The following is a 23,429-nucleotide window of genomic DNA, read 5'->3' as shown; positions in this document are numbered from 1 at the left end:
GCATGGATTTAGTGCTCACCGAACTTGATGAGGTAATTTCAGCCCGAAAGGCATTGCATGGAGGTGGGGTGGGGGCACCAGTCCGGCTATCTGATGGTAGCCATCAGGGAGCAGCATTAAATAAGGCCAGCGTTGTTTTACTTTCAGCTGTCTTACAGGCGTTCGTCGAGGAGGTGTTTTGGGATTGTTCAAGGCACTTATTCGGAACCTTTAATCCTTCACAAAGCAAAAATTACCGTGAATCATGGTCCACATGGGGTAATCCAAATCCGAAAAATATTACTAGATTGTTTAGAAGAATAGGTGTGGATGATATTTTTGAAGGTTTGAGCTGGCGGGGGCAATCGACAATTCAGTTTAAGAACAACCTCAATCAGATTAATGAGGTGCGCAATACTATTGCGCACGGGGCTCCAATAATTATTGACGGAAAGCCTTTCAATTTGACGCTGTCCAAAATTGAAAGTTGGCGTGCTCTTTCAATCACATTTGGGCAGAAATTTCCTGATCATGCGAGGCGTAAAATTATGAGGCAATCGGAAATTCTTTACGGCACACAGGACAGCAAATGAACCGCCTCATCCGCGCCGGTCTGATGTTCGGCAATCTCTTCCACGTCCATTCGCCCGCCTTGGTGGAGCGGTATAACCGTGCGCTGCATCATCTGACGGGCAAGCGGACGGAGCTGGACGATTTCTACATCGACATCTCCGGTTACTCGCCCGAGGTGGGGGATGAGTTGGGTGATCCGCTCTACCTCAACCACAAGGGCGTGAACCGGCAGTTTATCTTGTTGAGTGTGGAGCAGCGGACAGCGCCTTTGTTGGGGGCGAAGTTCTCGACCTCGAAGGGGGTGCTGATTGAGTTTATTCAGCAAAATGAAGCAGCCCTTTTCGCGCTGACCGCCAAGGACGCGGTGGCGGGGGAGTTGGTGAATTCGGTGTTTGATGTGTCGGAGGCCAAGCGCCTGTTCGATATTCGCCGCATCACGATTGAGGCCGATACCACGGGCGGCACGGTGCAGGATGCTGAAAAACTGACGCAGATGGTGGACCAGTTCCGCGATACCGAAGGCGGCTGGTACGACGATGTGCTGATCGCGCAGATGATTGATCTGGCGGGCAAGACCGGCGATGTGGTCCGCAATCCGGTCAAGTTGCAGACCATGAGTTTCGATCAGCGCAACTTCTGGACCGCGCATTTTGGCGGACTGTACGTGTTTCAGGACCTCGCGCACCCTGCGGTGATTGCGCCTGCGGGCAAAGCGGGGCTGGACGATATTCCGATGGACTATGTCTTTGACGCGACACAGCGCAACCGCATCGCGCAGTTCTTTCAGCTCAACGGCCTGACCGAGACCATTCTGGAGGCGCGGGGCATCGCCTCGGCGGCGATCTTGCGGCAGAAGATGGACTTTATCCTGATCGACGCCGTGGCCGCAGAGGCGGGCGATCTGTCGGACCTGTCGCGGGGCGATCTGCGCAGGCTGGCGCGGCGGCACGCGGACCTGCTGCCGCCCGAGTTCCACACGCTGGGGCAGTTGGTGAACTGGGCCGAGAATGGCGGCGCGTTCCCGAACATCGACAGCGCCGATCCTGTGTATTTCTACACGTTGCGGGCTGCGGATACGCCCGATGCGGCGCTGGTGAACATGCTGCTCGCGCAGCTTGCCCCCAAGGATATTCGCCAGCTTTTCATCTGCCACAAAGACCTGTTTTACGATACCTACGCCGCGTGGCCCGAGGCGAAAAAGGCCTATGTTGCGGAGTTTCTTGAGCGCGAGTATCTTAAGGATAAATCCGGTGTGCGCGATGCGCTGTTCGGCCATGCGCCCGAACTGGTTGTCCCGCCCCTGCCACGAAGACGCAAAAAGCCGCCCCCCCTGCCTGATATGATCGAGGCAGTCGGCCCTTGGGGCGCTGTAAAAAGGAGATAGGCCATGGCCGCACTTGCCCGCCTGATGGTGATTGGCTTCATCGTGCTGACGGTGATCTACGTCTGTCTGTCGCTCTATTCGCGTGCCGTGCGCAAGGGAAAGCTGCGCGCGGAATGGCACGAGGGGCCGCAGGATCAGACGCTGGATGCCTTTGTGGACGAGGGGCTGGAGGACTATGACAAGTCGCTGCGCCGCAAATTGATTCTCTCTGTCTATGTTATTCCTGTGATCCTTGTGTCAGTGGTCATTTACCTTACGAATTTTGCCTGAAGCGAGGTCACGCATGTTTGCTCTTATCCGTTGGACGTTCTGGATTGCCGTTTGGGTGCTGGTGGCGGCCGTGTTCCATTATACGCTGCCGCAGACCGATATTGTGCGGATCACGGACACCTACGAAAAGCGGATTGATCCGGGTGAGAATTCGCTGTTCTGGGCGCAGGCCGATGTCGGCTCGGACGGGACGCTGGCGAACCGCGATGTGTTTTTTATCCAGTCGCGGCGCGTGGGCGGCGATGTGATGGTCTACCGCAACGAGGATACGGGATGGGGCTGGCCGCCGTATTTCAAATTCGACACCTCGAACCTTCAGGCAGAGGCTGGTGATCTAAAATCGACCGAGGCTGATCCGCGCTATGTCGCGATCAAGCATTATGGCTGGCGCAACGAATTCCTGACGATCTTTCCCAACGCCATCTCGGTGCGGGCGGTGGACGGGCCAGATGCGTCAAAGGGCATCCCGTGGCTGAATATCATTGTCCTGCTGACCTTTGCCGCGATTGTCTGGGGCGTCTGGGTGCGCTGGCGCAGGTTCCGCATGGCCAAGATCGACCCGACAATGGAAGCGATCGAGGATGATCTGGCCGAGGCATCGGGTGCTGTCACAGGCTGGCTAGGGTCGTGGCGCAAGAAGACCTGAGCGGGACCCGAATTTTTCAAAAATTCGGCCGGAATTTTCGAAAATTCCGCGCCTGTCTCTAGCCTTCGGTCTTTTGAACCATGCGGCCCATGTGACGGCCACCCAGGATGTGGACATGCAGATGGGGCACCTCTTGGACACCGTGCGCGCCTGCGTTGCTGATCATGCGGAAGCCCTCGTTGCCATCAATGGCCACGCCTTCCATGCGGCAGACCTGACCTATAGCGCGGATATAGTCGACAATCTCGGCATCGGACGCCTCTGCTGCGAAGTGGTCATAGCTCACGTAAGCGCCTTTGGGGATCACCAGCACATGGGTCGGCGCCTGCGGGTATAGATCGCGGAAAGCCAGCGCATGTTCGGTCTCCAGAACCGTGGTGTTCGGGATCTCTCCGCGCAGGATTTTGGCAAAAATATTCTGGTCGTCATAGGCATAGGCCATGTCGGTTCTTCCTTAGTCTGCAAACAGATAGTCGGTGCTGGTGATTTCCTGCGCCTTATCGGCGGTAATGCCAAGGAACTTGGCCAGCTCATCGGCGTTTTCCTCGCTTGAGGCAACTTCGCGCATCCGGCAATGGTTTTCGAAATCCGCATCGCGGATCGCGTCGCTTTCAAAAATCATATCGTTGCGGATTGTGGGCAGCAGACGGTCCAGCGTCTCTTGCGAGGTCTGCTCCCCCGCCAGCCCCACGCGCATGGCGTGGCCGATCAGATAGTCTTCGGAGAAGCTACATTCGATCTCAAGTATCCGCGTGACCGAGCGGTCAGAGGCGAAATCCTCCAGCAAGTCCAGATTGCTGGGGTCCATGCAGACGATCAGGCGGTCCGTCTCGAAGTAGTCGAACAGCATCCGCATCAGGGCACGGCGGTGGCGCGTGCGTTTGCCCAAAGTCTTTTCGATCCCGCCAAGCGCGGGCAGGGGCGTGTCTTCTTCGTTAAAGACATATTCAATCGCGGGCACATTGGTCGTCTGGCGGATACGCTCCAGCACACGCTTGGCCACATGCCACTTTTTGCAGACAACAATCAGCAACTCACGCTCACGGCCCAGCGTGCTTTCGGTTTCCCAAAAACGGGTCGAGAACCTGCGCCCGATCCGCCCGCGCCCCGTCAGGAACTTGAACAGGCTGCGCCCCTCGTTGCTGATTTGGAACCGCACCCCCTGCGCAGCATAAAGCAGCCCAAGGCGGCGTTTGAGGTCTTGGGCATCGGGGCTGATCTTGCGGGCAAACAGATAGTCCTGGCTCAGCAACAGATCGTAGTGATCGTTGTAGAACGTCACCGGCATCCCGTAGTCCGTGAACATCAGAAACGTCAGCGTGCGGGCGCGAATTTCATTCTCGGGCACCAGATGGCGTACGAGCGTCTGAAAGAACGTCTCGTCCGGAATCCATGTCGAGCGGAAAAACTTGATCACATCGCGGCGTTCTTTGCAGAAATCCAGCACCCATTCGATGGTTTGTCGCCGCAGGCACCACCACTGGCTGCCGATTTGCACCTGAATATCTGCTGGAATTTCCCGCGTCAGCCCGAACTTTTTCTGAAAGTTGAACATCGCATAAAACAGTTTTTTCTGCGTCCGTTCATTGAACCAGTGGCGATAGATCAGCCGCTCTTCTGTCCAGCCTGTCTTGATCCAGTCGCTCTCGAAGTAGTCAAAGCTTTCGATGAAATCGGCGTCGTTGTTGTCCAGAAAGCGGTGTGTGTATTCGGCGGATTTGATCGCCATGCAATCGCCCGACAGCATGTAGAAATGCGTGGCCCGCGGAAAGGCTTCTACCGCGGCCTCAACCGCATAAAGCGTCGCCTGCACCAACGACCATTCCCCCCAACCACAGCGGATACGCTTGGTCGCGAAACTGACGTTCGGGTTGTCCTTAAGCGCGGTCTTGATCGCTTTGAAATGGGCAGGATCCGCGCTCGCGTCAAAGTGGATCGACATATAGTCGCCCACAGCCGTCAACCGCTCTGCCTGCTTGATGATGGCATCGGGGTCTTTGTGACACAGAAGGATGTAGGCAATTTTTGCCATCTAGAAACAATTCACCAGTTTTTACTCGATTGTTTATATAGATAATGGTGAACACAGATTGAATAAACAGCAATTATTTGCTTTTGTAGATCAAAAGCGGCCCCAAGAGGCTGCAAGCAGTAAATGAGCAGGAGTGGTGCGGTATGGGTTTTCCCGGCACATGGATGACAGAGAGCGAAAGCGTGGTGTATCGGGTTGTGCCCAAATGCGCGTGCTCGACCATCGGACAAATCATGTATTACTCTGATCATGGGGCGTTTTTTGACGGTGATATCCATGATGCAAAGGGCGGTATGCACAAATGGGCCATGGACGAGAGTCAGGATTTGATCACCAAGAACGTGCAAAACCACAGCTCTTATGCCTTCACCTGCGTGCGCAATCCCTACACCAGAATTCTTAGCTCTTTCTTTGATAAAATCTGCGGCATCCAGCGCAATGGTAAAAGATACCGTGGCAATTTGGTCCCACTCTTGGTCCAGAAATACGGGATCGAGGTTGGCGGCGATGACGGCAAGCAGGAATTCGATCAAATCGCCAGCTTCCGCCGCTTTTTGCTGTTCGCCCGCGACACCATCCGCTGGCGCCGCCCGATGGACCCCGACATCCATTGGTCCGCTATGTCCGGCCACGTCAGCACCTTTATCGTCAACGGCGGCACCTACGATAAAATCGTCTGGACCGAGAGCTTTAACGAAGGCATGCAGGACGTCCTGAATGCAATCGAAACGCCCCACGCCGTCGATCTGGCCACAATCCCCCGCTTCAACGAAAGCGAAGGCCACGGCCCCAAACGCGCCCACCCTGTCGAGGACTACTTCGACGATCTGTCGATGCACCTCGTGTACGAGATCTACAAGCGCGATTTCAATCTGTTCAAATATGACTTCGAGAACCCCGGTAACAAGATGCCTGTTGGCGAGATTGACCTTGATGAAGTGCATGCCAAACTTGGCGACTGATCTGCAAACAGCAGGTTAATAAAGTAGATAAAATTCAACTGGTCGTTTCGTGCGCGAAACGCCCGACGCAAAAGGCATAGCCCATGACCTACGTCTTCGACGCCCCACCACAGGCCAGCCTCGCTGTGCAAAACAGCACCGCCCGCTTTCCTGTGCGCCGTATCTTCTGCGTGGGCCGTAATTACGAGGCACACGCCCGCGAGATGGGCAATGACCCCGACCGTGAACCGCCATTCTTCTTCACCAAACCCGCAGATGCGGCAATTGATACGCCTTGCACGATCCCCTATCCGCCCCTCACCAATGACCTCCATCACGAGATCGAGCTGGTCATCGCCATCGGCAAAGGCGGCGCAAACATCGCGCCCGCGAATGTCGCGGATCACATCTGGGGCGCGTCCGTAGGCATCGACTTTACCCGCCGCGACCTGCAGGCCGAGGCCAAGAAAACCCGCCGCCCGTGGGACTGGTCAAAAGCCTTTGATAACTCGGCGCCCATCGCGCCGCTCAAACCCATCGCAGATGTCCCCAGCCTGACAAACGGCCGCATCTGGCTCGCCGTGAACGGTGAGGTTAGGCAGGATGCCGACATCGCCGATCTCATCTGGTCCGTCGCCGATCACATCGCGACTCTCAGTCAGGGGATGACCCTTGCCCCCGGTGATCTGGTCATGACAGGGACCCCCGCAGGTGTCGCCGCCACAGTTCCGGGTGACATCATCACCGGCGGCGTTGACGGCATCGCCGAGCTAAGCGTGACACTCGCCCCGCCCGCCTGATGCCCCTATTTTTTCTGGCCCAAAATCCTCTGGGGAAATTGGCCCCACGGCCCAATGGGGGCTAGCCCCCCAAACATCCTAAAAACAGGGCTCAGCGCCGCGGCGGCGCACCCCATTGGTTCACCGCCTCTTCGCTTTTGGTACATCCAAACACAATAAGAACGATTGACCCAATCAGCGGTACAAGCTGGATCAACACCCACCAGCCCGTGCGCCCGATATCATGCAGCCGCCTGATCGTCACCGCAAGGACAGGCAGCAACAGCACCACAAGAGCAAGCAGCCCAATAGGCCCGTCTTCCCCAAAGCCAAGGGCGCTATCAACGGCCAAGGCTGCAATATTGAAAATCACAGACCACAGCATAAACCACCAGAATTGCGATCTGGTCGACCGCGTCTTGAAGTCCACAAACCGCGCAAACCCGTCTTTCAGAGCGCCCACGAAGGTGTTCGCATCGCTGCGTGCGGGGTCTGCGGTGTCGTTCTGCGGGGCGCGGGGCGGGGCTGCAAATGGCGCGCCGGCGGGTGCTGCACGGCCGTAGGGCAACCAGTCTTCCATGCCGTCCTGCCAAACCAGCGTATCATTGCGGATCGTTCCCGCCGACACCAATGCGTCAAATTCATCTTGGCCTACAGGCCCGACAGAGCTGCCCTCGATTGCATAATACCATTGCGTGTCCATCACGGGGCTCCTCGGTTTCTTGTGTTCATGTACATGCTAGACGCGCGCCGTGCAGGGCGCAACGGGATCAGCCCGATTGCGTGGCCAAAGTACGGGCCGCACGTGCCCGCGCCTCAGATGCAAGGTCCGGCAGGCCAGATGTTTCATAGATATCCCCCAGCAACAGGTTCAGCGGCACACCGTCGGGGTCATAGGTGCGGCGCATCTCCAACACCTGCTGCGCGGCAGAGGCACGGCCGTCCTGCACAAGCGCATCCAGATGGATCTGTTCGAACAGATCACGCTGCGCATGGCTGCCGCCACATTCCGACATCCGCGGCAAAGCACGCGCCATCTGCGCGACCGCGGTGTCCCAATCCCCCGTCGCATGGGCCATGATCCCCTGCGCCGCAGGCAGTGCCACATCGCGCCATGCAACGTGATCGAACTGACTAACATCCAGCGCCCGCGCCTCGATTGCGGCCATCATGGCCTGCGTTTCGGGCCGACCTGTACGGGCCAGCGCATACAGATATTGCAGCGTCAAAAACGGGTTCACCGTGTCGGCTCCGCGCAGGGCCACGTGATCCGCCACATCCGCCCAACGCTCGCCGACATCAACGCCCGCGAACTCCATCCGTGCCAGCAGCGATGCCGCCCCGACCTGATCTTGCGAATACTCTTTGGCCAGCCCCCAGACATGGGTGTCATAGGCATGGCGCACGTCGTCGTGCCGCCCGAGGCTGATGTAGAACAGCGCCAGATGCCACCAGTTGTGGCTACGCATAAAGCTGTTGAGCCCGCTCCACGTCTCGGCCACGCTCTCCAGAAACGCAGCCCCTTCGGCCACGCGGCCTTGGGTTAGCATCACGTGGGCGATGGCGTGATGGGCCCATGCCTCGTCGGGTTGCAGGGACATGGCGTGGCGGGCGGCGTCCTCGGCGCGGGTCAGCAGGTGGCACTGCTCATAGCCGAAGGCGATCATGCCGTGGGCATAGGCGATGTCGCCCGCCTCGGGCAGAGCCTTCAGCGCCATGCGCAGCATCCCCGCAGCGTCGCCCAGGTTGAACAGATGGTATTGCGCCAGTTTCAGCACCGCCATGTCACGCGGGTGGTCGGTTGTGATCTCGTCACACAGGCGCAGCAATTCCGGCACGTCGCCACGGGTCCATGCCGCTGCCGCATCAATGACCAGCGCTTCGCGGGGGGTGACACCGCCCCGCGCCGCCTGCGCACGGGCCACATAAGGCGCGGCCTTTTGCGGGGCGACAGGGGCTTCCAGAAACATCCACAGCAGCGCGGCATAGGCATTGGCCAACCCACATTCAGGGTCCGCATCTGCGGCCTCAATGATCCCCGTTGCTTTAGGTTGATAACTCAGAAAGCCGTGGATGAAGTCGTTGATCCCCTCCAGCGTCGCCTCGGATTGGATGGTGACGGGCAGGCCGTACAGGTCATGGGTCATCGGGGGGGCTCCTCATGCTTGGTGATGAAATCAACAAGGTGGCGGGCCACGGCCTCGGGTGCGTCCCAATGGATGGAATGGCCTGCCCCAGCGATGTGGTGCACGGGCGTATCGCCTAATGTGGGCAGAGCCAATGCGGTTGGCAGCAGCATGTCGCCGTCGGCCAGCAACGCCTGAACGGGGCAGCGCAACGTGGCGATGTCGTCGGGTGTGTAGCTGTCCAAGGCCGCAATCTGGTGGGCCATCGCCTCGGTTGTTTGAGCAAACGGATAGGCAAGTGATGCTGCCGCGGCCATCTCGATCGCGTCTGGCGTGTCATACAGCGTGGGCGAGAACAGCCAAAGGAACAGCGCCCGCAGCCACGCATCAGGGGGCGCATCGCTACGCCGGATCGCCAGAATGGAGTCGAACAGTGCGATGTTGCGCGCCAGTCGCAGCGGGGCAGAGGCCGCAAGCGTTAGTGTCTTCACACAGTCAGGCCGCGCACTGGCCAAATGCATCGCAATCATCCCGCCCAGCGAATGGCCCATCACATGACATGGCCCCAACCCCAGATGATCCACCAGCGCCGCAAGGTCCTGCGCAAAAAGGGGGACCGAGGCAGGCGCGTCCCATGGCACTGTGCGCCCTGTGGTACGGTTGTCGGGGCGGATCACGGTGAAATGCGGCTCTAACAGAGGCAAAAGCGGCGCCCAACTCGCGCTATCGCTCATCATGCCAGCAACCAGTATCAGAGGCGGGCCGCCGCCCGTGACCTCGTAATGCTGCTGGATGCCGCTGTGTTCAAGCGTCGGCATTGGCAGTCCTCCAACAAGGCATGATGTCGCCGTCCGCAGGGGTGGCGGCATAGACAGCGCGGGCAATGGCACGCGACAGGCACAAGGCCGCCGCGTGTCCCGTCAGGAAAACATCGGCGGCAGGTTTCGCACCCGTGGTGAGGGCAAAGACCAGATCACCGTCCATCGGGGTATGGGCAGGCACACAAGCGCGGCCGATCCCGTCATGGGCGGCAGTGGCGACGCGGTGGCATTCGGCCTTGGTTAGGGTCGCATTGGTGGCGACAATGGCGATGGTGGTGTTGGCGCGGGCCGAGGCGGCGTTCATCTTGCGGCTCTCCATGCTCAGGCCGAGACCGCCCGCAGTGTCGGGGCCCAGCCCGCCGAACTCCTCGCCCATCTCGAAGGGGGCGGCATAGAAATGGCGATCCCCCGGCGTGGTCACAGCGCCCACAGGATTGGCCGCCACAAGGGCCGCGACCGTGCTGCCATCGGGCAGTTCCAGCGACGCCGTGCCGATCCCGCCTTTGAGCATCGCCGTCAGCGCGCCCGTGCCTGCACCCACGGTGCCGATCTCGAACTTGGGCGCCGCCGCGTCATACGCCGCACGTCCCAAAGCGCGGTAGGGGTTTTCATCCCAATCCTTGGCCCCGCCATTCAGCAGATCAAACAGGATTGCGCCGGGCACCAGCGGGATTTGCGCATCCCCCACACGGAATCCACGCCCGTCGGCGCGCAATCCGTCCACCACACCCGAACACGCATCCAGCCCGTAGGCAGAGCCGCCCGACAGCACCAGCGCATCGACGGCGGCCACGGATTTGTCAGGGGCCAGCAGGTCCGTCTCCCGCGTGCCGGGGGCACCGCCCATCACGACGACAGAGGCGACAAAGGGCGCATCGCCCACCACGACAGTCGCACCTGATTTAAGGGCATGGTCCTGCGCGTGACCGACCCGCAGGCCGCCCACATCACAAAGGCTGTTTGTCGGGCCGGGCTGCATCATATTTAAATCCTTGGCTTGGCGCTGGCGGTTTCCGCGTCGCCTGTATTGGGGGTGCCTACAGGTTCGATCAGCAGGACATGGCATTCGTCTACCGCACGCGGGCGGTGGGTCACGCCGCGTGGCACGATGAACAGCTCGCCTGCTTTGACGGTGTGAGAGTGTGTATCGATGTCCATCGTCATTTCACCGCTAAGCACGAGAAAGAAGTCGTCTGTGTCTTCGTGTAGGTGATAGGGGAACTCGCCCGCGAATTTGACGACCATCACTTCGTTGTCGTTGTAATCGCCGATCACATGCGGGTCCCAATGGGTTGTGATCTGCGCCAGCTTTTCGGTCAGGTTGATCGTCTTCATGCGGATACCCCTTTGAGGTCAGGTAGCACGGGTGCCGCCTTGATGAGTGATTTTGTGTAAGCGTGGCGCGGGGCGGTAAAGACTTGCTCGGTCTCGCCCTGTTCGACGATCTGGCCCGCCTGCATCACCAGCACACGGTCGGTGATCGTGCGCACAACGCTCAGGTCATGGCTGATAAACAGATAGCTGAGGTCATATGCGCCGCACAGCTCTGCCAGCAGGTCCAGCACTTGGGCGCGGACCGAGACATCGAGCGCGCTGACCGCCTCGTCAAAGATGATCAGATCGGGGCGGATGATAAGGGCGCGGGCGATGGCGATGCGCTGGCGCTGCCCGCCCGAGAATTCGTGGATGTATTTGCCCGCGTCTGACGGGTGCAGGCCCACGGCGGTCAGCGCCTCGTCAATGGCTTCTTGGCGGGCTTTGCCTGTGGGAGGCGCGTCGAGTTGGTGGAACGGCTCGGTTATCTGGCGGGCGACTTTGTGGCGTGGGTTGAAGCTGCCGAAGGGGTCTTGGAACACGACCTGCATGTGGCTGCGGGCGGCTTTGTTCGCGGCGGCGGTGCCATGCACGGACACGCCGTTCAGCATGACACTGCCCGCCTGTATATCCTCCAACCCCAGCAATGCGCGGGTGAGGGTGGATTTCCCGCAACCGCTTTCGCCGACCAGCCCCAGACGCTCGCCCTTATGGAGGGTAAAGCTCACGTCGTTCACGGCGCGGAAGCTGCCCGGTTTGCCAAACAGCGTTTTGCGCGGGGTGCGGTAGTCGCGGCTGACCGATTGCACCTCCAGCAGGGGGGCGGTGGCGGGCGTGTCGGGCAGGGCGACGCGGTGGGCAGAGGCCGCGAACAGCATTTGCGTATAGGGGTGTTGCGGGTTGTGCAGCAGGGCTTGTGTCTCGCCCTGCTCCAGAATCTCGCCGTGGCGCATGACGGTGATGCGGTCGGCCATGTCGGCGACCACGGCCAGATCATGGGTGATCATCATCAGCCCCATCCCGTCCTCGCGAGCAAGCTTGGTCAGCAGGTCAAGGATTTGCGCCTGCGTGGTCACGTCCAGTGCGGTCGTCGGCTCATCCGCGATCAACAGGCGGGGGCGCAGGGCGATGGCCATGGCGATGACAACGCGCTGGCGCTGCCCGCCCGACAGCTCGTGCGGGTAGCGGGTGAGGGGAAAGGCGTCTTGGGGCAGGCCGACGCGGGTGAGGGTTTCGGCCGCGCGGGCCATGGCGTCTGCTTTGCTGGTGTCTTCGTGTACCCTGATCGTTTCGGCCACTTGGTCGCCGATGGTTTTGACGGGGTTCAGCGCGGTCATCGGTTCCTGAAACACCATGCCGATGTCATTGCCGCGCATGGCACATAGCGCGTTCTCGTCCAGTTGTGTCAGGTCCTGGTCCCCCAGCATGATCCGGCCAGAGGTGCGCCCGCCCGCAGGCAACAGCTGCATCGTGGCCAGCGCTGTCATGGACTTGCCCGACCCGCTTTCGCCCGTGATCGCGACAATCTCGCCCGCGTGGATGGTCAGGCTCACGTCCTTGAGGATGTCGAAGCTGTGGATCGACAGGCTCAGGTTCTGGATGCTGAGAAGGCTGCTCATGTGCGCACCCTGCGCAGGCGCGGGTCAAGGTAGTCGCGCAATCCGTCGCCCATGAGGTTGAGGCCAAGCACCGCGAGGATGATCGCACAGCCGGGCATCAGTGCCATATGCGGTGCGATGCTCACCATCGTTTGCGCGTCTGCCAACATGCGCCCCCACGAGGGCAGTGGCGGCTGCGCACCAAGGCCCACATAGCTGAGGCCTGCTTCGGCCAGAATGCCAAGGCTGAACTGGATGGTGCCCTGCACGATCAGCAGATTGGTGAGGTTGGGCAGGATATGCTCGGCCGAGATGCGCAGGCGCGATTTGCCTGCGACACGGGCGGCAAGGATGAACTCCCGCTCCCACAGGCTCAGCGCAGCGCCGCGGGTGATGCGGGCGAAGACGGGGATGTTGAAGATGCCGATGGCGATGATGGCGTTGATGGCGCCTGCGCCGAAGACGGCGGTAATGAGGATCGCGATGACAAGGCTGGGGAAGGCGAAGACCAGATCGTTGCCGCGCATGATCACTTCGTCCAGCAGGCTACCCCTCCGCGCCGCTGCCCAAAGGCCCAGCGGAATGCCCAGCCCCATGCCGATGCCCACCGCCACCAAAGCCACCGCAAGCGAGGTGCGCGCGCCGACCATGATCAGGCTCAGGATGTCGCGGCCAAAGTGGTCGGTGCCCAGCAGGTGGGTCAGGGAGGGGGATTGCAAACGGTCAGGGATGCTGAGCGCGGCGTGATCGAAGGGGGTATAGATGAACGACAGCAAAGCCGCAGCGATGAAGATCGCAGACAGGATTCCGCCAAGGATGAGGTTACGGATCATGCGCGTGCCCTCAGCCTTGGGTCAATGGCCGCATAGGCCAGATCAACCGCAAAGTTCACAAAGATCACGGCAAAGACCAGCAGCATCGTCACACTTTCCACCACGATCAGATCGCGAGCCGAGATGGACTGGAAAATGAGCCGCCCGAGACCGGGGAGGTAGAACACCTGCTCGATAATAATCGCCCCCGCCAGCAGGAAGGAGAATTGCAGCCCGATGATGGTCAGCACAGGGATCATCGCGTTGCGCAGCCCGTGGCGCCACAGTGCTTGGCGTGCGCTTAACCCCTTGGCGCGGGCGGTGCGCATGAAATCCTCGCCCAGTACATCGAGCAGGGAAGAGCGCATGACCCGCGCAAGGATCGCCGCTTGCGGCAGGGCCAGCGCAATCGCGGGCAGGGTGAGGGAGTGGAGCCCCGCAAACAGCCCTTCGTCCCAACCGATAAAACCACCCGCCGAAAACCACCGCAGCTTGATCGCGAACAGCAAGACCAGCATCATCGCGAACCAGAAATTCGGGATCGCTACGCCCAGTTGCGTGGCCCCCATGACGCCAATATCTCCCATGCGCCCACGACGCGAGGCCGCGTAAATTCCTGCGGGAAAGGCAATGAGCGTTGACAGCGTCAGCGCATAAAGCGCCAGCGGCAGCGACACCCACAACCGCTGGGCCACCATATCCGCCACCGGCGTGCGGTAGGTATAGGACGTCCCGAAATCCCCTGTCAGCATACCCGTGACCCACGATACATACCGCTGGGATTTGGTCTGATCCAAGCCAAGCTCGGTGCGCAATGCTGCAAGCGTCTCGGGCTGCGCGTTCATCCCCAGCATAAAGGACGCAGGATCGCCGGGGGCCACCTCGATCACGGTAAAGATCACCAGTGAGGCCACAGCGAGGCTGATCACAAGGGAAAGAAATCTTTTGAGAGTATAACGCAGCATCGGCCACAGGTTAGGCTTTGGTGGAGGGGCGGTCCAGCGGGATTTGCGTCTCTGAGCGGCGCAGCAAACACCTTTGGACGCAAAAAGTTCCCTAAAAATACATTGGCTTTTTGTCGGAACGGTTTCACCGGGCTTTGCATTGATTCCCCATACAAGACAGCGCAAAGGCGCTTAACTGAAAGGGAATAACAAAATGACAACGTTTAAAAAATCCGCAGCTATCACCGCACTGACACTGACCACAGCTTTGGCTGCACCATTCGCCGCCTCTGCCGCGCCGATGTCCGATCTGAATTCCATGACATGCTCGGAGTATAACGATCTGTCTGTTGCCGAGCAGAATGCGGTCGCCATCGCAGCTGTAGCGGAACTAAGTGACAACGCAGCTGCCACAATCGAGGACAACAACGGCGTCGCAAAAGCGACAGATCCGCTGGTGGGTGAAAAGGCCGAGGAAAGCCCATCAGGCTCAGCAAACACCATTGCAGACAGCGATGGCACCGCGACCGCTACAAGCACAGTGCCCGCCGGCAATGATGAGGTGCGCTTTGCCGAAGAGATCAAGATTCTGAACCTCACCTGCGAGCGTAACGGTGATGCAATGATCCTCGAGGCCGCCGCTGGCATGTCAGGTACCCGTTAAGACGTCCGACAATCGCGCCTTAGCGGCGTGACCATGAAGGGGGCCGCATCGCGCGGGCCCCTTTTCTTTTGTGCAGTGACGACTAGCTGGTGGGCAATGGGACACCCTTTATTTATCGGGCACGAAATTTTTCGCGGCTCCAGCTATGGCACACATCACCCGTTGCGGGTGCCAAGAGTGTCAACGGTCATAGACCTGAGCCGCGCGATGGGGTGGTTGCCGGCCGATCAATATATCTCATCGCCGCGCGCCAAGCCCCACGCGCTGCATGCGTGGCATGACCCTGCCTATGTCGCGGCGCTACAGCGGGTCGAGGCGGCGCAAGAGACTGAGGAGGGCGACAAGGAACGCTTTGGCATCGGGACGCATAGCAACCCCGTATTCCCCGAGATTTTCCGCCGTCCCGCCACGGCGGCGGGTGGCTCGATCCTTGCGGGGGAGCTGTTGGCGAAGGGCGGCGTGATCTACAACCCTGCGGGGGGTACGCACCACGGGATGCGGGGCCGCGCTAACGGGTTTTGCTATCTGAACGATCCCGTGCTGGCGATGCTGTCGCTGCGCCACCACGGCGCGCAACGGATCGCCTATGTCGATATTGATGCGCATCATTGTGACGGTGTGGCGACGGGGTTTGCGGGCGATCCCGATTGCCTCATGATCTCGGTCCATGAGGAAGGGCTGTGGCCGCGTACGGGGCAGATTGATGATGATGCGGGCGGCAATGCGGTGAACCTGCCAGTGCCGCGTGGGCTGCGTGACGTAGATATGGCGCATATCGCGCAAGCGCTGATCCTGCCGCTGGTGGCGGATTTCGCGCCCGATGCAATCGTGTTCCTATGTGGCGCGGACGGGGTCGAGGACGATCCGCTGGCGCATCTGAGCCTCAGCAACAACGCGCATTTCGAGGTGCTGCGCGGGATTATGGCGCTGGGCGCGCCGCGTCTGCTGGTGCTGGGCGGCGGCGGCTATAACCCGTGGACCGTAGGGCGGCTTTGGACGGGCGTTTGGGGTATCCTCAACGGTCACACCCCGTCCGAGGAGGTGACGCAGGAAGCCGAGGAGGTGCTGCGCGCGCTTGAGTTTGTAGGGAACAGTCGCGGGCGCAATCCGCCCGGGCATTGGTTCACCGCGCTGCGCGATAGGCCGCAGGAGGCCGCAGAGATATCACCGGTGGTGCGCCAGCGGGTGCGCTTGCTTGCGCAGCGGTCAGGGTTGGGGCGGTAGACGGCGATGCGGCTGGCCAGAGGGCCAGGAAGCCGAGAACCAGAACAACAGTTGCCGTTGTCATCGCGTGCTTGACGCCGATCAGGTTCAGCTGGCTGCGAAAGGGTTCTTTGGAGCTTTTGTGCCGCAGCTTTTGTTGCGCATATTTTGCGCCTGCCCAGCCGCCGATCGCTGCCCACCACAAAAGCGTGGCCTCTGGTGTGCGTTGGTCTTTTGCAATGGCGGCCTGTTTGTCGGACGCAAACTGACGGTACGTCGCGAGGTTCACCAAAACCAGATAGGCAATGAAAGCCAAGAGTATCAAAAATATCGTCACGCTAAAATGTCCGTCAGCTCACTCTTGGAGCTACAATAACGCGAAAAGGCCCCGCTGTGTGGGGCCTTTTCTTGGTCGTATGATGGCAGGTCGTGCAGGGCGGATTAGTCCGCCCAGCTGACCGCTGTAAGGTCGTTGGCTTGGGTCGGCGCATTGGCCCAGAGACCTTGCACATCTGCCTTCGCCACTGACAGGGCCGCCAGCTGGAACAGGTAGCCGTTCACGTAATCCTGCGCGATCATCTCTTGGGCGGTGCCCAACATTTTTGTGCGCATGTCGGGGTCCGTGGTGCTGTTGAGGGTGGTCATCAGTTCTTGGAAACCGGGGTTGTCGTATTGGAAGTAATAGTCGGGGTTGGCGTAGATGCCGATGTCCATCGGCTCTGTGTGGCTGACGATGGTCAGGCCAAAGTTCTTGCCCTTGAAAACCGATTCCAGCCACTGCGCCCATTCGACATTGATGATCTCGGCCTTGATGCCCACCTCGGCCAGTTGCGAGGCGATGATCTCTCCGCCGCGGCGCGCGTAGGAGGGGGGTGGCAGGTAGAGCGTTGTCTCGAACCCGTCGGCAAAGCCTGCTTCGGCCAGAAGGGCGCGGGATTGATCGGGGTTATAGGCGCTGCCCGCAGTCAGATCGACATAGGCCGGATTGTGCGGGGCGAAATGCGTGCCGATGGGCGTGCCATAGCCGAACATTGCGCCGTCGATGATGGCCTGACGGTCAATGGCGTGGGCCAGTGCTTCGCGTACCTTCGGGTTGTCGAAGGGCGGCATTTTGTTGTTGGTCGACAGGATCGTCTCACCCTCGGTCGAGCCTACGAGGACTTGGAACCGCGGGTCGGCCTCGAACTGGGGCAGGTTTTCGGGGGCGGGAAAGCCCGAGAAGACGTCGATGTCTTCCGCCATCATCGCACCCAAAGCTGCCGTAGGGTCGGAGATGAACTTGAACGTGGCAGAGGTCAGCACCGCAGGCGTGCCCCAGTAGTTCTCGTTGCGCGAAAGCTCGATCTTGTCGCCTTGGGTCCAGCTGTCGAATTTGAACGCGCCCGTGCCGATGGGGGTCTGTTTGATGGTGTCGATGCTTTCGGGCGCGACAATCACCGCGTCGCCCCATGCGAGATTGAACAGCATGTTGCCGTTCGGCTCTGACAGATTGATCTCGACCGTGGCGGCGTCGATGACGTTGACCTCTTTGATTGCAGCGTACAGCGCCTTTTGCGCGTTTGTGCTGTCTTCGGCCAAGATACGGTCGAGCGAGAATTTCACGTCTTCCGCATCCATTGTGGTGCCGTCATGGAAGGTGACGTTGTCGTTCAGGATGAAGATATAGTTCAGCCCGTCTTCCGAGATGTCCCAGCTTTTGGCCAAACCGGGGATGACGGCACCGGTGCTGTCAAAGCGGGTCAGACCTTCGAAGACGTTTGAATAGAGCACGCTATCAATGGCTCCGGCGGCGGCGCTGGTCGGGTCCAGATGCGGCGGCTCAAGCTGGATCGCGATGGTGATATCGTCTTTTGCACTGGCGGCACCGGCCAGAAGGGCGGCAGTGCTCACGCCGAGCAGAAATGTGCGGAGGTGGTTCATGGTAGGCTCCCAAAGGGTTTTCGTTGAGCGCAACGTAGGCGACAGGCCCGCTAGGGGGCAAGGAGAAACCTTGCGGCAACTATGGCGGTGGGGTAGGCGGATGACCTTGGATTATTTGGAAAGGCGCAGGGCATGGCGGTATTAGGCGTGGATTTCGGGACGTCGAATTCGGCGGCGGGGGTGGCGCGGGATGGTGCGCCACATCTGATTGCGCTGGAGGCGGGGCAGATGACGCTGCCGACGGCTGTGTTCTTTGATTTCGACCGCAAGAAGATGGTGATCGGCAGTGCGGCGGGTGAGGCGCTTCTTGCGGGGGAAGAGGGGCGCTATATGCGGGCGCTCAAGAGCCTGCTGGGTGCGCCGCTGATGCGCGAGAAGCGCAACCTTCTGGGCGAAAAGCTGGATTTCATTGACATTGTAGCGCGGTTTTTGACGCGGATTAAAAGCGCGGCAGAGGCGCAGAGCGGTCAGGTCTTTGACCGTGCGCTGTCTGGACGTCCTGTGCGGTTTCATCCGGACGAGGCGCGCAATGCGCAGGCGCAGGTCGATCTGCGCGAGGCGTATATGCGCGCAGGATTTAGCGATGTCGCCTTTATGTACGAGCCAGAGGCCGCAGCACTGTCGAACCGTGCTGTGTTGGGCGCAGGCGATCTGGGCTTGATCGTGGATATTGGCGGCGGGACCTCGGATTTTACGCTGTTTCGCAACGGGGCTGCAGGGATAGATATTCTGACCAGCCATGGTGTGCGTCTGGGCGGGACGGACTTTGACCGCGCGTTGAGCCTTGAAACGGTGATGCCATTGCTGGGGCGGGGCAGCCAGATACGCCATGCCTTCGGCTCTGATACCCATGTAGCGCCTGCCACCATATTCAACGATCTGGCGACATGGCAGAAGATTCCGTTTCTTTATGCGCCCGACAGCCGGCGTCTGGCGGCGGATTTGCTGAAATATGCAGCCGAGCCTGACAAGCTGGAGCGGTTGGTTTCAGTATTGGGTGACGAATTGGGGCATGACGTTGCCTTTGCCGTTGAGGCGGGCAAGATCGGGGCCAACACGGGCGGTGCGGGCGAGATTGACCTGCGGGTCGTCGAGCGTAAGTTGGCGGTGTCTTTGGAGGCCGCGCAGGTGGGCGCAATCCTTTCGCCAATGACGGGTGATATGGCGCGGGCTGCCCTGACCACAGTCGCGCAGGCGGGTGTTGAGCCGCAGGCGGTCACGCATCTGGTCTTTGTTGGCGGGTCGAGCCTGATGCAGGTGACGCGGGACGCGTTGTGTGATGTTTTCCCGCAGGCGAAGGTACATGCGGGGTCGGCGTTGACGGCGATTGTGGATGGGCTGGGATTGGCCGCCGAGGATGCTTTTGACTGATATGGCAGAACGGGGGCCAGCCCCCTTGGCCCCGATGGGGCCAATCCCCCCGAAGGATTTAGGGCCAGAAAAACAGGGGTCTAGGATTTGGGCAGGAGAAGTGTCTCTAGCGCGGCGGCCATGACGCAGGCGCTATCGAGCATGTCGTCGACGCCGATCCACTCGTCGGGTTTGTGGGCGAGTTCCAGCACGCCGGGCCCGTATGCGATGCAGTTTTTCAGCGTGCCGATGCGGTCGATGTGTTTTTGGTCATAGGTGCCGGGTGAGGCGACGTATTCGGGGGGCTTGCCCATCACGTCCTCGATGGCGCGGGCGATGGTTCGGACCACGGGGGCGTCGCGGTCCGTCATGGAGGGCAGGACCGAGTTTATCTCGGTCAGCTCGTAGTCGAAATCGGGGCGGGTGGTGCGCAGCCCTTCGAGCAGCTCGGTGACTTCGGCGCGGACATCGTCGAGCGGTTCTTCGACCAGAAAGCGGCGGTCGATGGTGATGCGGCAGGTGTCGGGGACGCAGTGGGCGGGCAGGCCGGTAAAGTCGTCGTTTTGTTCGCGTTGGCCGCCGTGAATGGAGTTGATATTCATCGTGGAGCTGCGCGCGCCCTCTGGCACGACGGGCATGTCGGTGGTGCGTTTGGCCATGGCGGGAAAGAGTTTGTCCTCGAACTCGGACAGGACCGCGCCCATGTGGCGCACGGCGCAATCGCCCAAGAAGGGCATGGAGCCATGGGCGATTTCGCCTTTTGTCTCGATCTCGGCCCACCAGCCGCCGCGGTGGCCAAGGCAAATGCGGTCCTTGTTCAGCGGCTCGGGGATGATGACGTGTTGGACGCGGGCGGGATTGAAGTAGCCTTGTTCTGCAAGGTAGGCGACGCCGCCGTAGCCGCCTGATTCCTCATCCGCAGTGCCTGATATTTCGATGCTGCCTGCGAAGTCGGGGTGAACCTCGATGAAGGTTTCTGCGGCGATGATGGAGGCGGCGAGCCCGCCTTTCATATCGCAGGCGCCACGGCCGTAGATTTTGCCATCGTGTAAGGTGGCGGCGAAGGGGTCGAAGGTCCAGCCGTTGCCGACCTCGACCACGTCTGTGTGGCTGTTGAAATGCACGCATTCGCCTGCGTGTGTGCCCTCGCGTCGTGCGATGATGTTCCAGCGGGGATATTTTGAGCTGTCGCCCGGTGTGCCGTGGGCGCGGATCAGCTGCGTCTCGAACCCGTGGGCCTTCAGGCGGGTATCGAGGTATTCGCAGATCGCGAGATAGTCCTGACCGGGCGGGTTGAGCGTGGGGATGCGGATGAGGTCTTGGGTCAAAGCGACAAGGTCGTCGCGCTTGGCGTGGATGGCGGTGGAGAGCGGCGTTTGCATTGCAGACCTCTTTGCGGTGAAGGGCTGCGCCCCTATGGGCGGCATACCCTTGGCCAAGTGATTGTGATTTAGGTCTATCATTGCGGAACATGCCCCAAGCGCAAGGGGCTTGTGTTGGCGGGGGGGCTGCGCGACACATTGGGTGCGGAATGTAGGGAAGCAGATGAGCAAAGCACAGAGCGTGAACACAGGGCGCAAAATATGGCAGGCGGTGCGCGGCGGTGTTGCGCAGATTACGGATACCAACCTTGCGCTTGTTTCGGCAGGCGTCGGGTTTTTCGGGATGCTGTCGATCTTTCCCGCGATTGCGGCGCTGATTGCGGTGCTGAGCCTCGTATCGGATGCCGATGTGGTCATCGAGCAGTTGCAGCAGATGAGGGGTTTTTTGCCCAAGGACGTCTATGATATTTTCTACGCGCAGATTTTGACGCTTGTGACCACCAGTCCGGACCGATTGGGATGGGCGGGGGCGATTTCGATCGTGGCGGCGCTATGGTCTGCGCGGGCGGGCGTTGCGGCGATGATGACAGGCTTGAACGCGGTTCACGGTGAGAAGAACCGCGCCACGGCCTCGCACTACTTTCGGGCTGTGATGCTGACACTGGCGCTGGTCGGGGTTGGGGTTGTCGCGCTGACTGCGCTGGTGGTGGCGCCTGTCGTGCTGGCCTTTGTTCCGCTGGGCGGGGTGGCTACCGTGGTGGCCGAGACGTTGCGCTGGACCATTGCGGTGACTGTATTGCTGGCGGGGGTCAGCGTGCTGTACCGTTTCGGGCCGAACCGCGGCAAGATGAGTAACCGCCGCGCTGTGCGGATCGGGGCGGCTGTGGCCGTGGCCAGTTGGGCGCTGCTGTCGGTAGGGTTTTCGTACTATGTGGCCAACTTCGGCAATTACAATCAGGTCTATGGCTCTATCGGGGCGGTGATTGCGATGCTGATCTGGCTGTGGCTCAGCAGTTTTCTGATCCTGCTGGGCGCCGTTGTGAACGCCCAGATCGAGCGGCACTTCTACGGGCTTATCACGCCCGACGGTGCCTCCCCGTTCGATGAGAGCGGGAAGGCATAGCGGTTACGCGTGCAGCGTTTCTGTGGATGAGAAGAACATCGCCTGACTGACCGCCGAGATGACCTGATCTTCGGTATAGGGTTTGGAAATCAGGAATGCGGGCTCTGGCTTGTCGCCCGTCAGCAGGCGTTCGGGGAACGCAGTGATAAAGATCACCGGACGCATCCCCAACTCGGCCAGCATGTCGTTGACCGCGTCGATCCCCGAGGAGTTATCGGCAAGCTGGATGTCGGCAAGGATGAGATCGGGCACATCGGCGCGGGCAAGTGCTGTGGCCTCGTCGCGTGTGCGGGCGATGCCCGTAACGCGGTGGCCCATGTCGGCCACGATGCTTTCGATGTCCATCGCGATGATGGCCTCATCTTCGATGATCATAACCGATCCGGTGACCGCATCCGCCATTTCACGGCGGGCGATGGCGACCAGTTCTTCTGCCTCTGACTTGTCCACGTTCAGGATGGTGGCGATGTTGTCATAGGAGAACCCCTCGATCGTGTAGAGAAGCAGCGCCTCGCGGCTGTTGTTGGTCAGTGTTGCCAGATGTTTCTGTGCTTTGGCGCGGGGGCCTTGCTCGCCATCTTCGACCGGTGCGCCTGCGCTGGACCAGATACCATAAAGCACGCGGAACAGCCCCGTCTTCACATCCGTGCCGTCCAGCACGGAGCGGTCTGCAAGGATCGCCTCAAGCGTTGCTGCAGCGAATGTATCGCCACTGGTCTGGCTGCCCGTGAGGGCGCGGGCGTAGCGGCGCAAATAAGGGATGAAAGTCCCGAGCTGGTCGCTTAGGTTCGGGGTGGTTTTTGCATCACTCATTATGGCGAGTCCTTATTTTTTGATATATTGGGAACCAAACGCTCGTGAGCTGCGTTAGGTTCCGTGAGCCAACAAATATTTAGTTTACGTGATCGGGAATAGATGTCGAGAGAAGATGATAACAAGAACCACGAGGAGGTTATCGACGAAAACCTGCGCCGTGTGTTTCAGGAAAAGGTGGATGAAGGTATCCCTGACCGGTTTATGTCTTTGCTTGAACAGCTCAAGCAGCAAGACAGCGATCAAGGCAAGCAGGGATGAGCGCAGCTGATCCGCGCGACGAGTTGGTGGATCACCTTCCGGCGATGCGTGCTTTTGCCATATCCCTGACCCGCAACAGCGCTGTGGCTGACGATATGGTGCAGGACACGCTGGTAAAGGCGTGGACGAATATTGATAAATTCCACGTAGGCTCCAACATGCGGGCGTGGCTTTTTACGATTCTGCGGAACACGTATTATTCCTCGCGGCGCAAGTCGAAGCGCGAAGTGGCCGACGTCGATGGTGCCTTTACCGAAAGCCTTGCGGAAAAGCCTGCCCATGACGGGCATCTGCAAATGAACGACTTTCGCGCCGCCCTTGCCAAGCTGAAGGACGAGCAGCGCGAGGCACTGTTGTTGGTCGGCGCATCCGGCTTCTCCTATGAAGAAGCGGCAGAGATGTGTGGCGTGGCGATCGGCACGATGAAAAGCCGCACCAATCGGGCGCGCAAGCAACTGGCCGAATTAATGGGCCTGAACGAAGACGAGGCGATGGAGATGACAGATGACGCAACCATGTCCGTTATTTCAGCCTCCAGAGGATCAAGTTTCTAG

General features: G+C 60.1%; 26 protein-coding genes. 12 read left to right on the top strand and 14 right to left on the bottom strand.

The features are described 5' to 3' along the window. Positions 1-2 precede the first annotated feature (2 nt). The 4 genes from ABMC88_RS03705 to ABMC88_RS03690 are packed head-to-tail and all read left to right on the top strand — an operon-like array spanning position 3 to position 2,852. Complete coding sequence (locus tag ABMC88_RS03705) at positions 3-572, top strand: HEPN domain-containing protein (RefSeq protein ID WP_349575472.1); 570 nt, start codon at positions 3-5, stop codon at positions 570-572. Then, a complete protein-coding gene (locus tag ABMC88_RS03700; RefSeq protein WP_349575471.1) occupies positions 569-1,936 on the top strand; it encodes a DUF6638 family protein in 1,368 nt (455 codons plus the stop codon). Before ABMC88_RS03705 ends, ABMC88_RS03700 begins: the two co-directional genes overlap by 4 nt. A gap of 3 nt (positions 1,937-1,939) precedes the next feature. Next, complete coding sequence (locus ABMC88_RS03695) at positions 1,940-2,206, top strand: hypothetical protein (protein ID WP_349575470.1); 267 nt, start codon at positions 1,940-1,942, stop codon at positions 2,204-2,206. Positions 2,207-2,219: 13 nt separating this feature from the next. Next, positions 2,220-2,852, top strand: coding sequence for a DUF1523 family protein (locus ABMC88_RS03690; RefSeq protein ID WP_349575469.1), 633 nt, complete (start codon positions 2,220-2,222; stop codon positions 2,850-2,852). 58 nt (positions 2,853-2,910) lie between these two features. Here the strand turns inward: ABMC88_RS03690 and ABMC88_RS03685 are convergent, their stop codons facing one another. Beyond that, entirely contained in the window at positions 2,911-3,294 is a 384-nt protein-coding gene (locus ABMC88_RS03685; protein WP_349575468.1) for an HIT domain-containing protein, read from the bottom strand. A 12-nt stretch (positions 3,295-3,306) separates the two neighbouring features. Further along, positions 3,307-4,884 carry a DUF5928 domain-containing protein gene (locus tag ABMC88_RS03680; RefSeq protein ID WP_349575467.1) on the bottom strand — a complete coding sequence of 526 codons (1,578 nt, stop codon included), beginning with the start codon at positions 4,882-4,884 and terminating at the stop codon, positions 3,307-3,309. 143 nt (positions 4,885-5,027) lie between these two features. Here ABMC88_RS03680 and ABMC88_RS03675 point away from each other — a divergent pair, with 143 nt between their 5' ends. Beyond that, entirely contained in the window at positions 5,028-5,846 is an 819-nt protein-coding gene (locus tag ABMC88_RS03675; protein ID WP_349575466.1) for a sulfotransferase family protein, read from the top strand. 83 nt (positions 5,847-5,929) lie between these two features. Continuing rightward, positions 5,930-6,625 (top strand): fumarylacetoacetate hydrolase family protein, encoded by a 696-nt coding sequence (locus ABMC88_RS03670; protein ID WP_349575465.1) that lies wholly within the window; start codon positions 5,930-5,932, stop codon positions 6,623-6,625. Positions 6,626-6,716: 91 nt separating this feature from the next. On the opposite strand, the gene ABMC88_RS03665 is transcribed toward ABMC88_RS03670, so the two are convergent. From ABMC88_RS03665 to ABMC88_RS03630, 8 genes are all read right to left on the bottom strand, one after another. After that, a complete protein-coding gene (locus ABMC88_RS03665; RefSeq protein WP_349575464.1) occupies positions 6,717-7,307 on the bottom strand; it encodes a DUF805 domain-containing protein in 591 nt (196 codons plus the stop codon). A 67-nt stretch (positions 7,308-7,374) separates the two neighbouring features. Then, entirely contained in the window at positions 7,375-8,751 is a 1,377-nt protein-coding gene (locus ABMC88_RS03660; protein WP_349575463.1) for a tetratricopeptide repeat protein, read from the bottom strand. After that, positions 8,748-9,548, bottom strand: coding sequence for an alpha/beta fold hydrolase (locus tag ABMC88_RS03655; protein ID WP_349575462.1), 801 nt, complete (start codon positions 9,546-9,548; stop codon positions 8,748-8,750). The genes ABMC88_RS03660 and ABMC88_RS03655 overlap by 4 nt, the downstream gene beginning before the upstream one ends. Next, positions 9,535-10,530: a P1 family peptidase gene (locus ABMC88_RS03650; protein ID WP_349575567.1), complete on the bottom strand. Its 996-nt coding sequence runs from the start codon at positions 10,528-10,530 to the stop codon at positions 9,535-9,537. Before ABMC88_RS03650 ends, ABMC88_RS03655 begins: the two co-directional genes overlap by 14 nt. A gap of 5 nt (positions 10,531-10,535) precedes the next feature. After that, the gene (locus tag ABMC88_RS03645; protein ID WP_349575461.1) at positions 10,536-10,886 is read right to left on the bottom strand and encodes a cupin domain-containing protein; all 351 of its coding nucleotides are present in this window, start codon (positions 10,884-10,886) and stop codon (positions 10,536-10,538) included. After that, entirely contained in the window at positions 10,883-12,484 is a 1,602-nt protein-coding gene (locus ABMC88_RS03640) for an ABC transporter ATP-binding protein (RefSeq protein WP_349575459.1), read from the bottom strand. Before ABMC88_RS03640 ends, ABMC88_RS03645 begins: the two co-directional genes overlap by 4 nt. Continuing rightward, positions 12,481-13,296 (bottom strand): ABC transporter permease, encoded by an 816-nt coding sequence (locus ABMC88_RS03635; RefSeq protein ID WP_349575458.1) that lies wholly within the window; start codon positions 13,294-13,296, stop codon positions 12,481-12,483. Before ABMC88_RS03635 ends, ABMC88_RS03640 begins: the two co-directional genes overlap by 4 nt. Further along, entirely contained in the window at positions 13,293-14,240 is a 948-nt protein-coding gene (locus tag ABMC88_RS03630) for an ABC transporter permease (protein ID WP_349575457.1), read from the bottom strand. The genes ABMC88_RS03635 and ABMC88_RS03630 overlap by 4 nt, the downstream gene beginning before the upstream one ends. A 193-nt stretch (positions 14,241-14,433) precedes the next feature. Between ABMC88_RS03630 and ABMC88_RS03625 the strand changes: the two genes are divergently transcribed. Both ABMC88_RS03625 and ABMC88_RS03620 read left to right on the top strand, forming a co-directional pair. Next, a complete protein-coding gene (locus ABMC88_RS03625; protein ID WP_349575456.1) occupies positions 14,434-14,883 on the top strand; it encodes an HdeA/HdeB family chaperone in 450 nt (149 codons plus the stop codon). A gap of 96 nt (positions 14,884-14,979) precedes the next feature. Next, complete coding sequence (locus tag ABMC88_RS03620) at positions 14,980-16,107, top strand: acetoin utilization protein AcuC (RefSeq protein ID WP_349575455.1); 1,128 nt, start codon at positions 14,980-14,982, stop codon at positions 16,105-16,107. Here the strand turns inward: ABMC88_RS03620 and ABMC88_RS18515 are convergent. Further along, positions 16,007-16,375: a DUF1294 domain-containing protein gene (locus ABMC88_RS18515; protein WP_439655571.1), complete on the bottom strand. Its 369-nt coding sequence runs from the start codon at positions 16,373-16,375 to the stop codon at positions 16,007-16,009. The genes ABMC88_RS03620 and ABMC88_RS18515 overlap by 101 nt on opposite strands. Positions 16,376-16,527: 152 nt before the next feature. Further along, positions 16,528-18,006 (bottom strand): ABC transporter substrate-binding protein, encoded by a 1,479-nt coding sequence (locus ABMC88_RS03615; RefSeq protein ID WP_349575454.1) that lies wholly within the window; start codon positions 18,004-18,006, stop codon positions 16,528-16,530. A gap of 132 nt (positions 18,007-18,138) precedes the next feature. Between ABMC88_RS03615 and ABMC88_RS03610 the strand changes: the two genes are divergently transcribed. Then, on the top strand, positions 18,139-19,377 hold the full coding sequence (locus ABMC88_RS03610) for an Hsp70 family protein (RefSeq protein ID WP_349575453.1): 1,239 nt from the start codon (positions 18,139-18,141) through the stop codon (positions 19,375-19,377). 80 nt (positions 19,378-19,457) lie between these two features. Here ABMC88_RS03610 and ABMC88_RS03605 read toward each other — a convergent pair whose 3' ends face one another. Then, on the bottom strand, positions 19,458-20,738 hold the full coding sequence (locus tag ABMC88_RS03605; RefSeq protein ID WP_349575452.1) for an acetylornithine deacetylase/succinyl-diaminopimelate desuccinylase family protein: 1,281 nt from the start codon (positions 20,736-20,738) through the stop codon (positions 19,458-19,460). A gap of 163 nt (positions 20,739-20,901) precedes the next feature. Here ABMC88_RS03605 and ABMC88_RS03600 point away from each other — a divergent pair, with 163 nt between their 5' ends. Continuing rightward, entirely contained in the window at positions 20,902-21,801 is a 900-nt protein-coding gene (locus ABMC88_RS03600; RefSeq protein WP_349575451.1) for a YihY/virulence factor BrkB family protein, read from the top strand. A 3-nt stretch (positions 21,802-21,804) separates the two neighbouring features. Here ABMC88_RS03600 and ABMC88_RS03595 read toward each other — a convergent pair whose 3' ends face one another. Next, positions 21,805-22,614 (bottom strand): response regulator, encoded by an 810-nt coding sequence (locus ABMC88_RS03595; protein WP_349575450.1) that lies wholly within the window; start codon positions 22,612-22,614, stop codon positions 21,805-21,807. Between the two features lie 102 nt (positions 22,615-22,716). On the opposite strand from ABMC88_RS03595, the gene ABMC88_RS03590 reads away from it, so the two are divergent. Together ABMC88_RS03590 and ABMC88_RS03585 are read left to right on the top strand one after the other, a co-directional pair. Beyond that, positions 22,717-22,875: a NepR family anti-sigma factor gene (locus ABMC88_RS03590; RefSeq protein WP_349575449.1), complete on the top strand. Its 159-nt coding sequence runs from the start codon at positions 22,717-22,719 to the stop codon at positions 22,873-22,875. Further along, positions 22,872-23,429 (top strand): RNA polymerase sigma factor, encoded by a 558-nt coding sequence (locus ABMC88_RS03585; RefSeq protein ID WP_349575448.1) that lies wholly within the window; start codon positions 22,872-22,874, stop codon positions 23,427-23,429. Before ABMC88_RS03590 ends, ABMC88_RS03585 begins: the two co-directional genes overlap by 4 nt.

It is taken from the genome of Sulfitobacter aquimarinus (assembly GCF_040149565.1).
Lineage (GTDB): Bacteria > Pseudomonadota > Alphaproteobacteria > Rhodobacterales > Rhodobacteraceae > Sulfitobacter > Sulfitobacter aquimarinus.
This window is presented reverse-complemented; position numbering and strand designations above follow the sequence as displayed.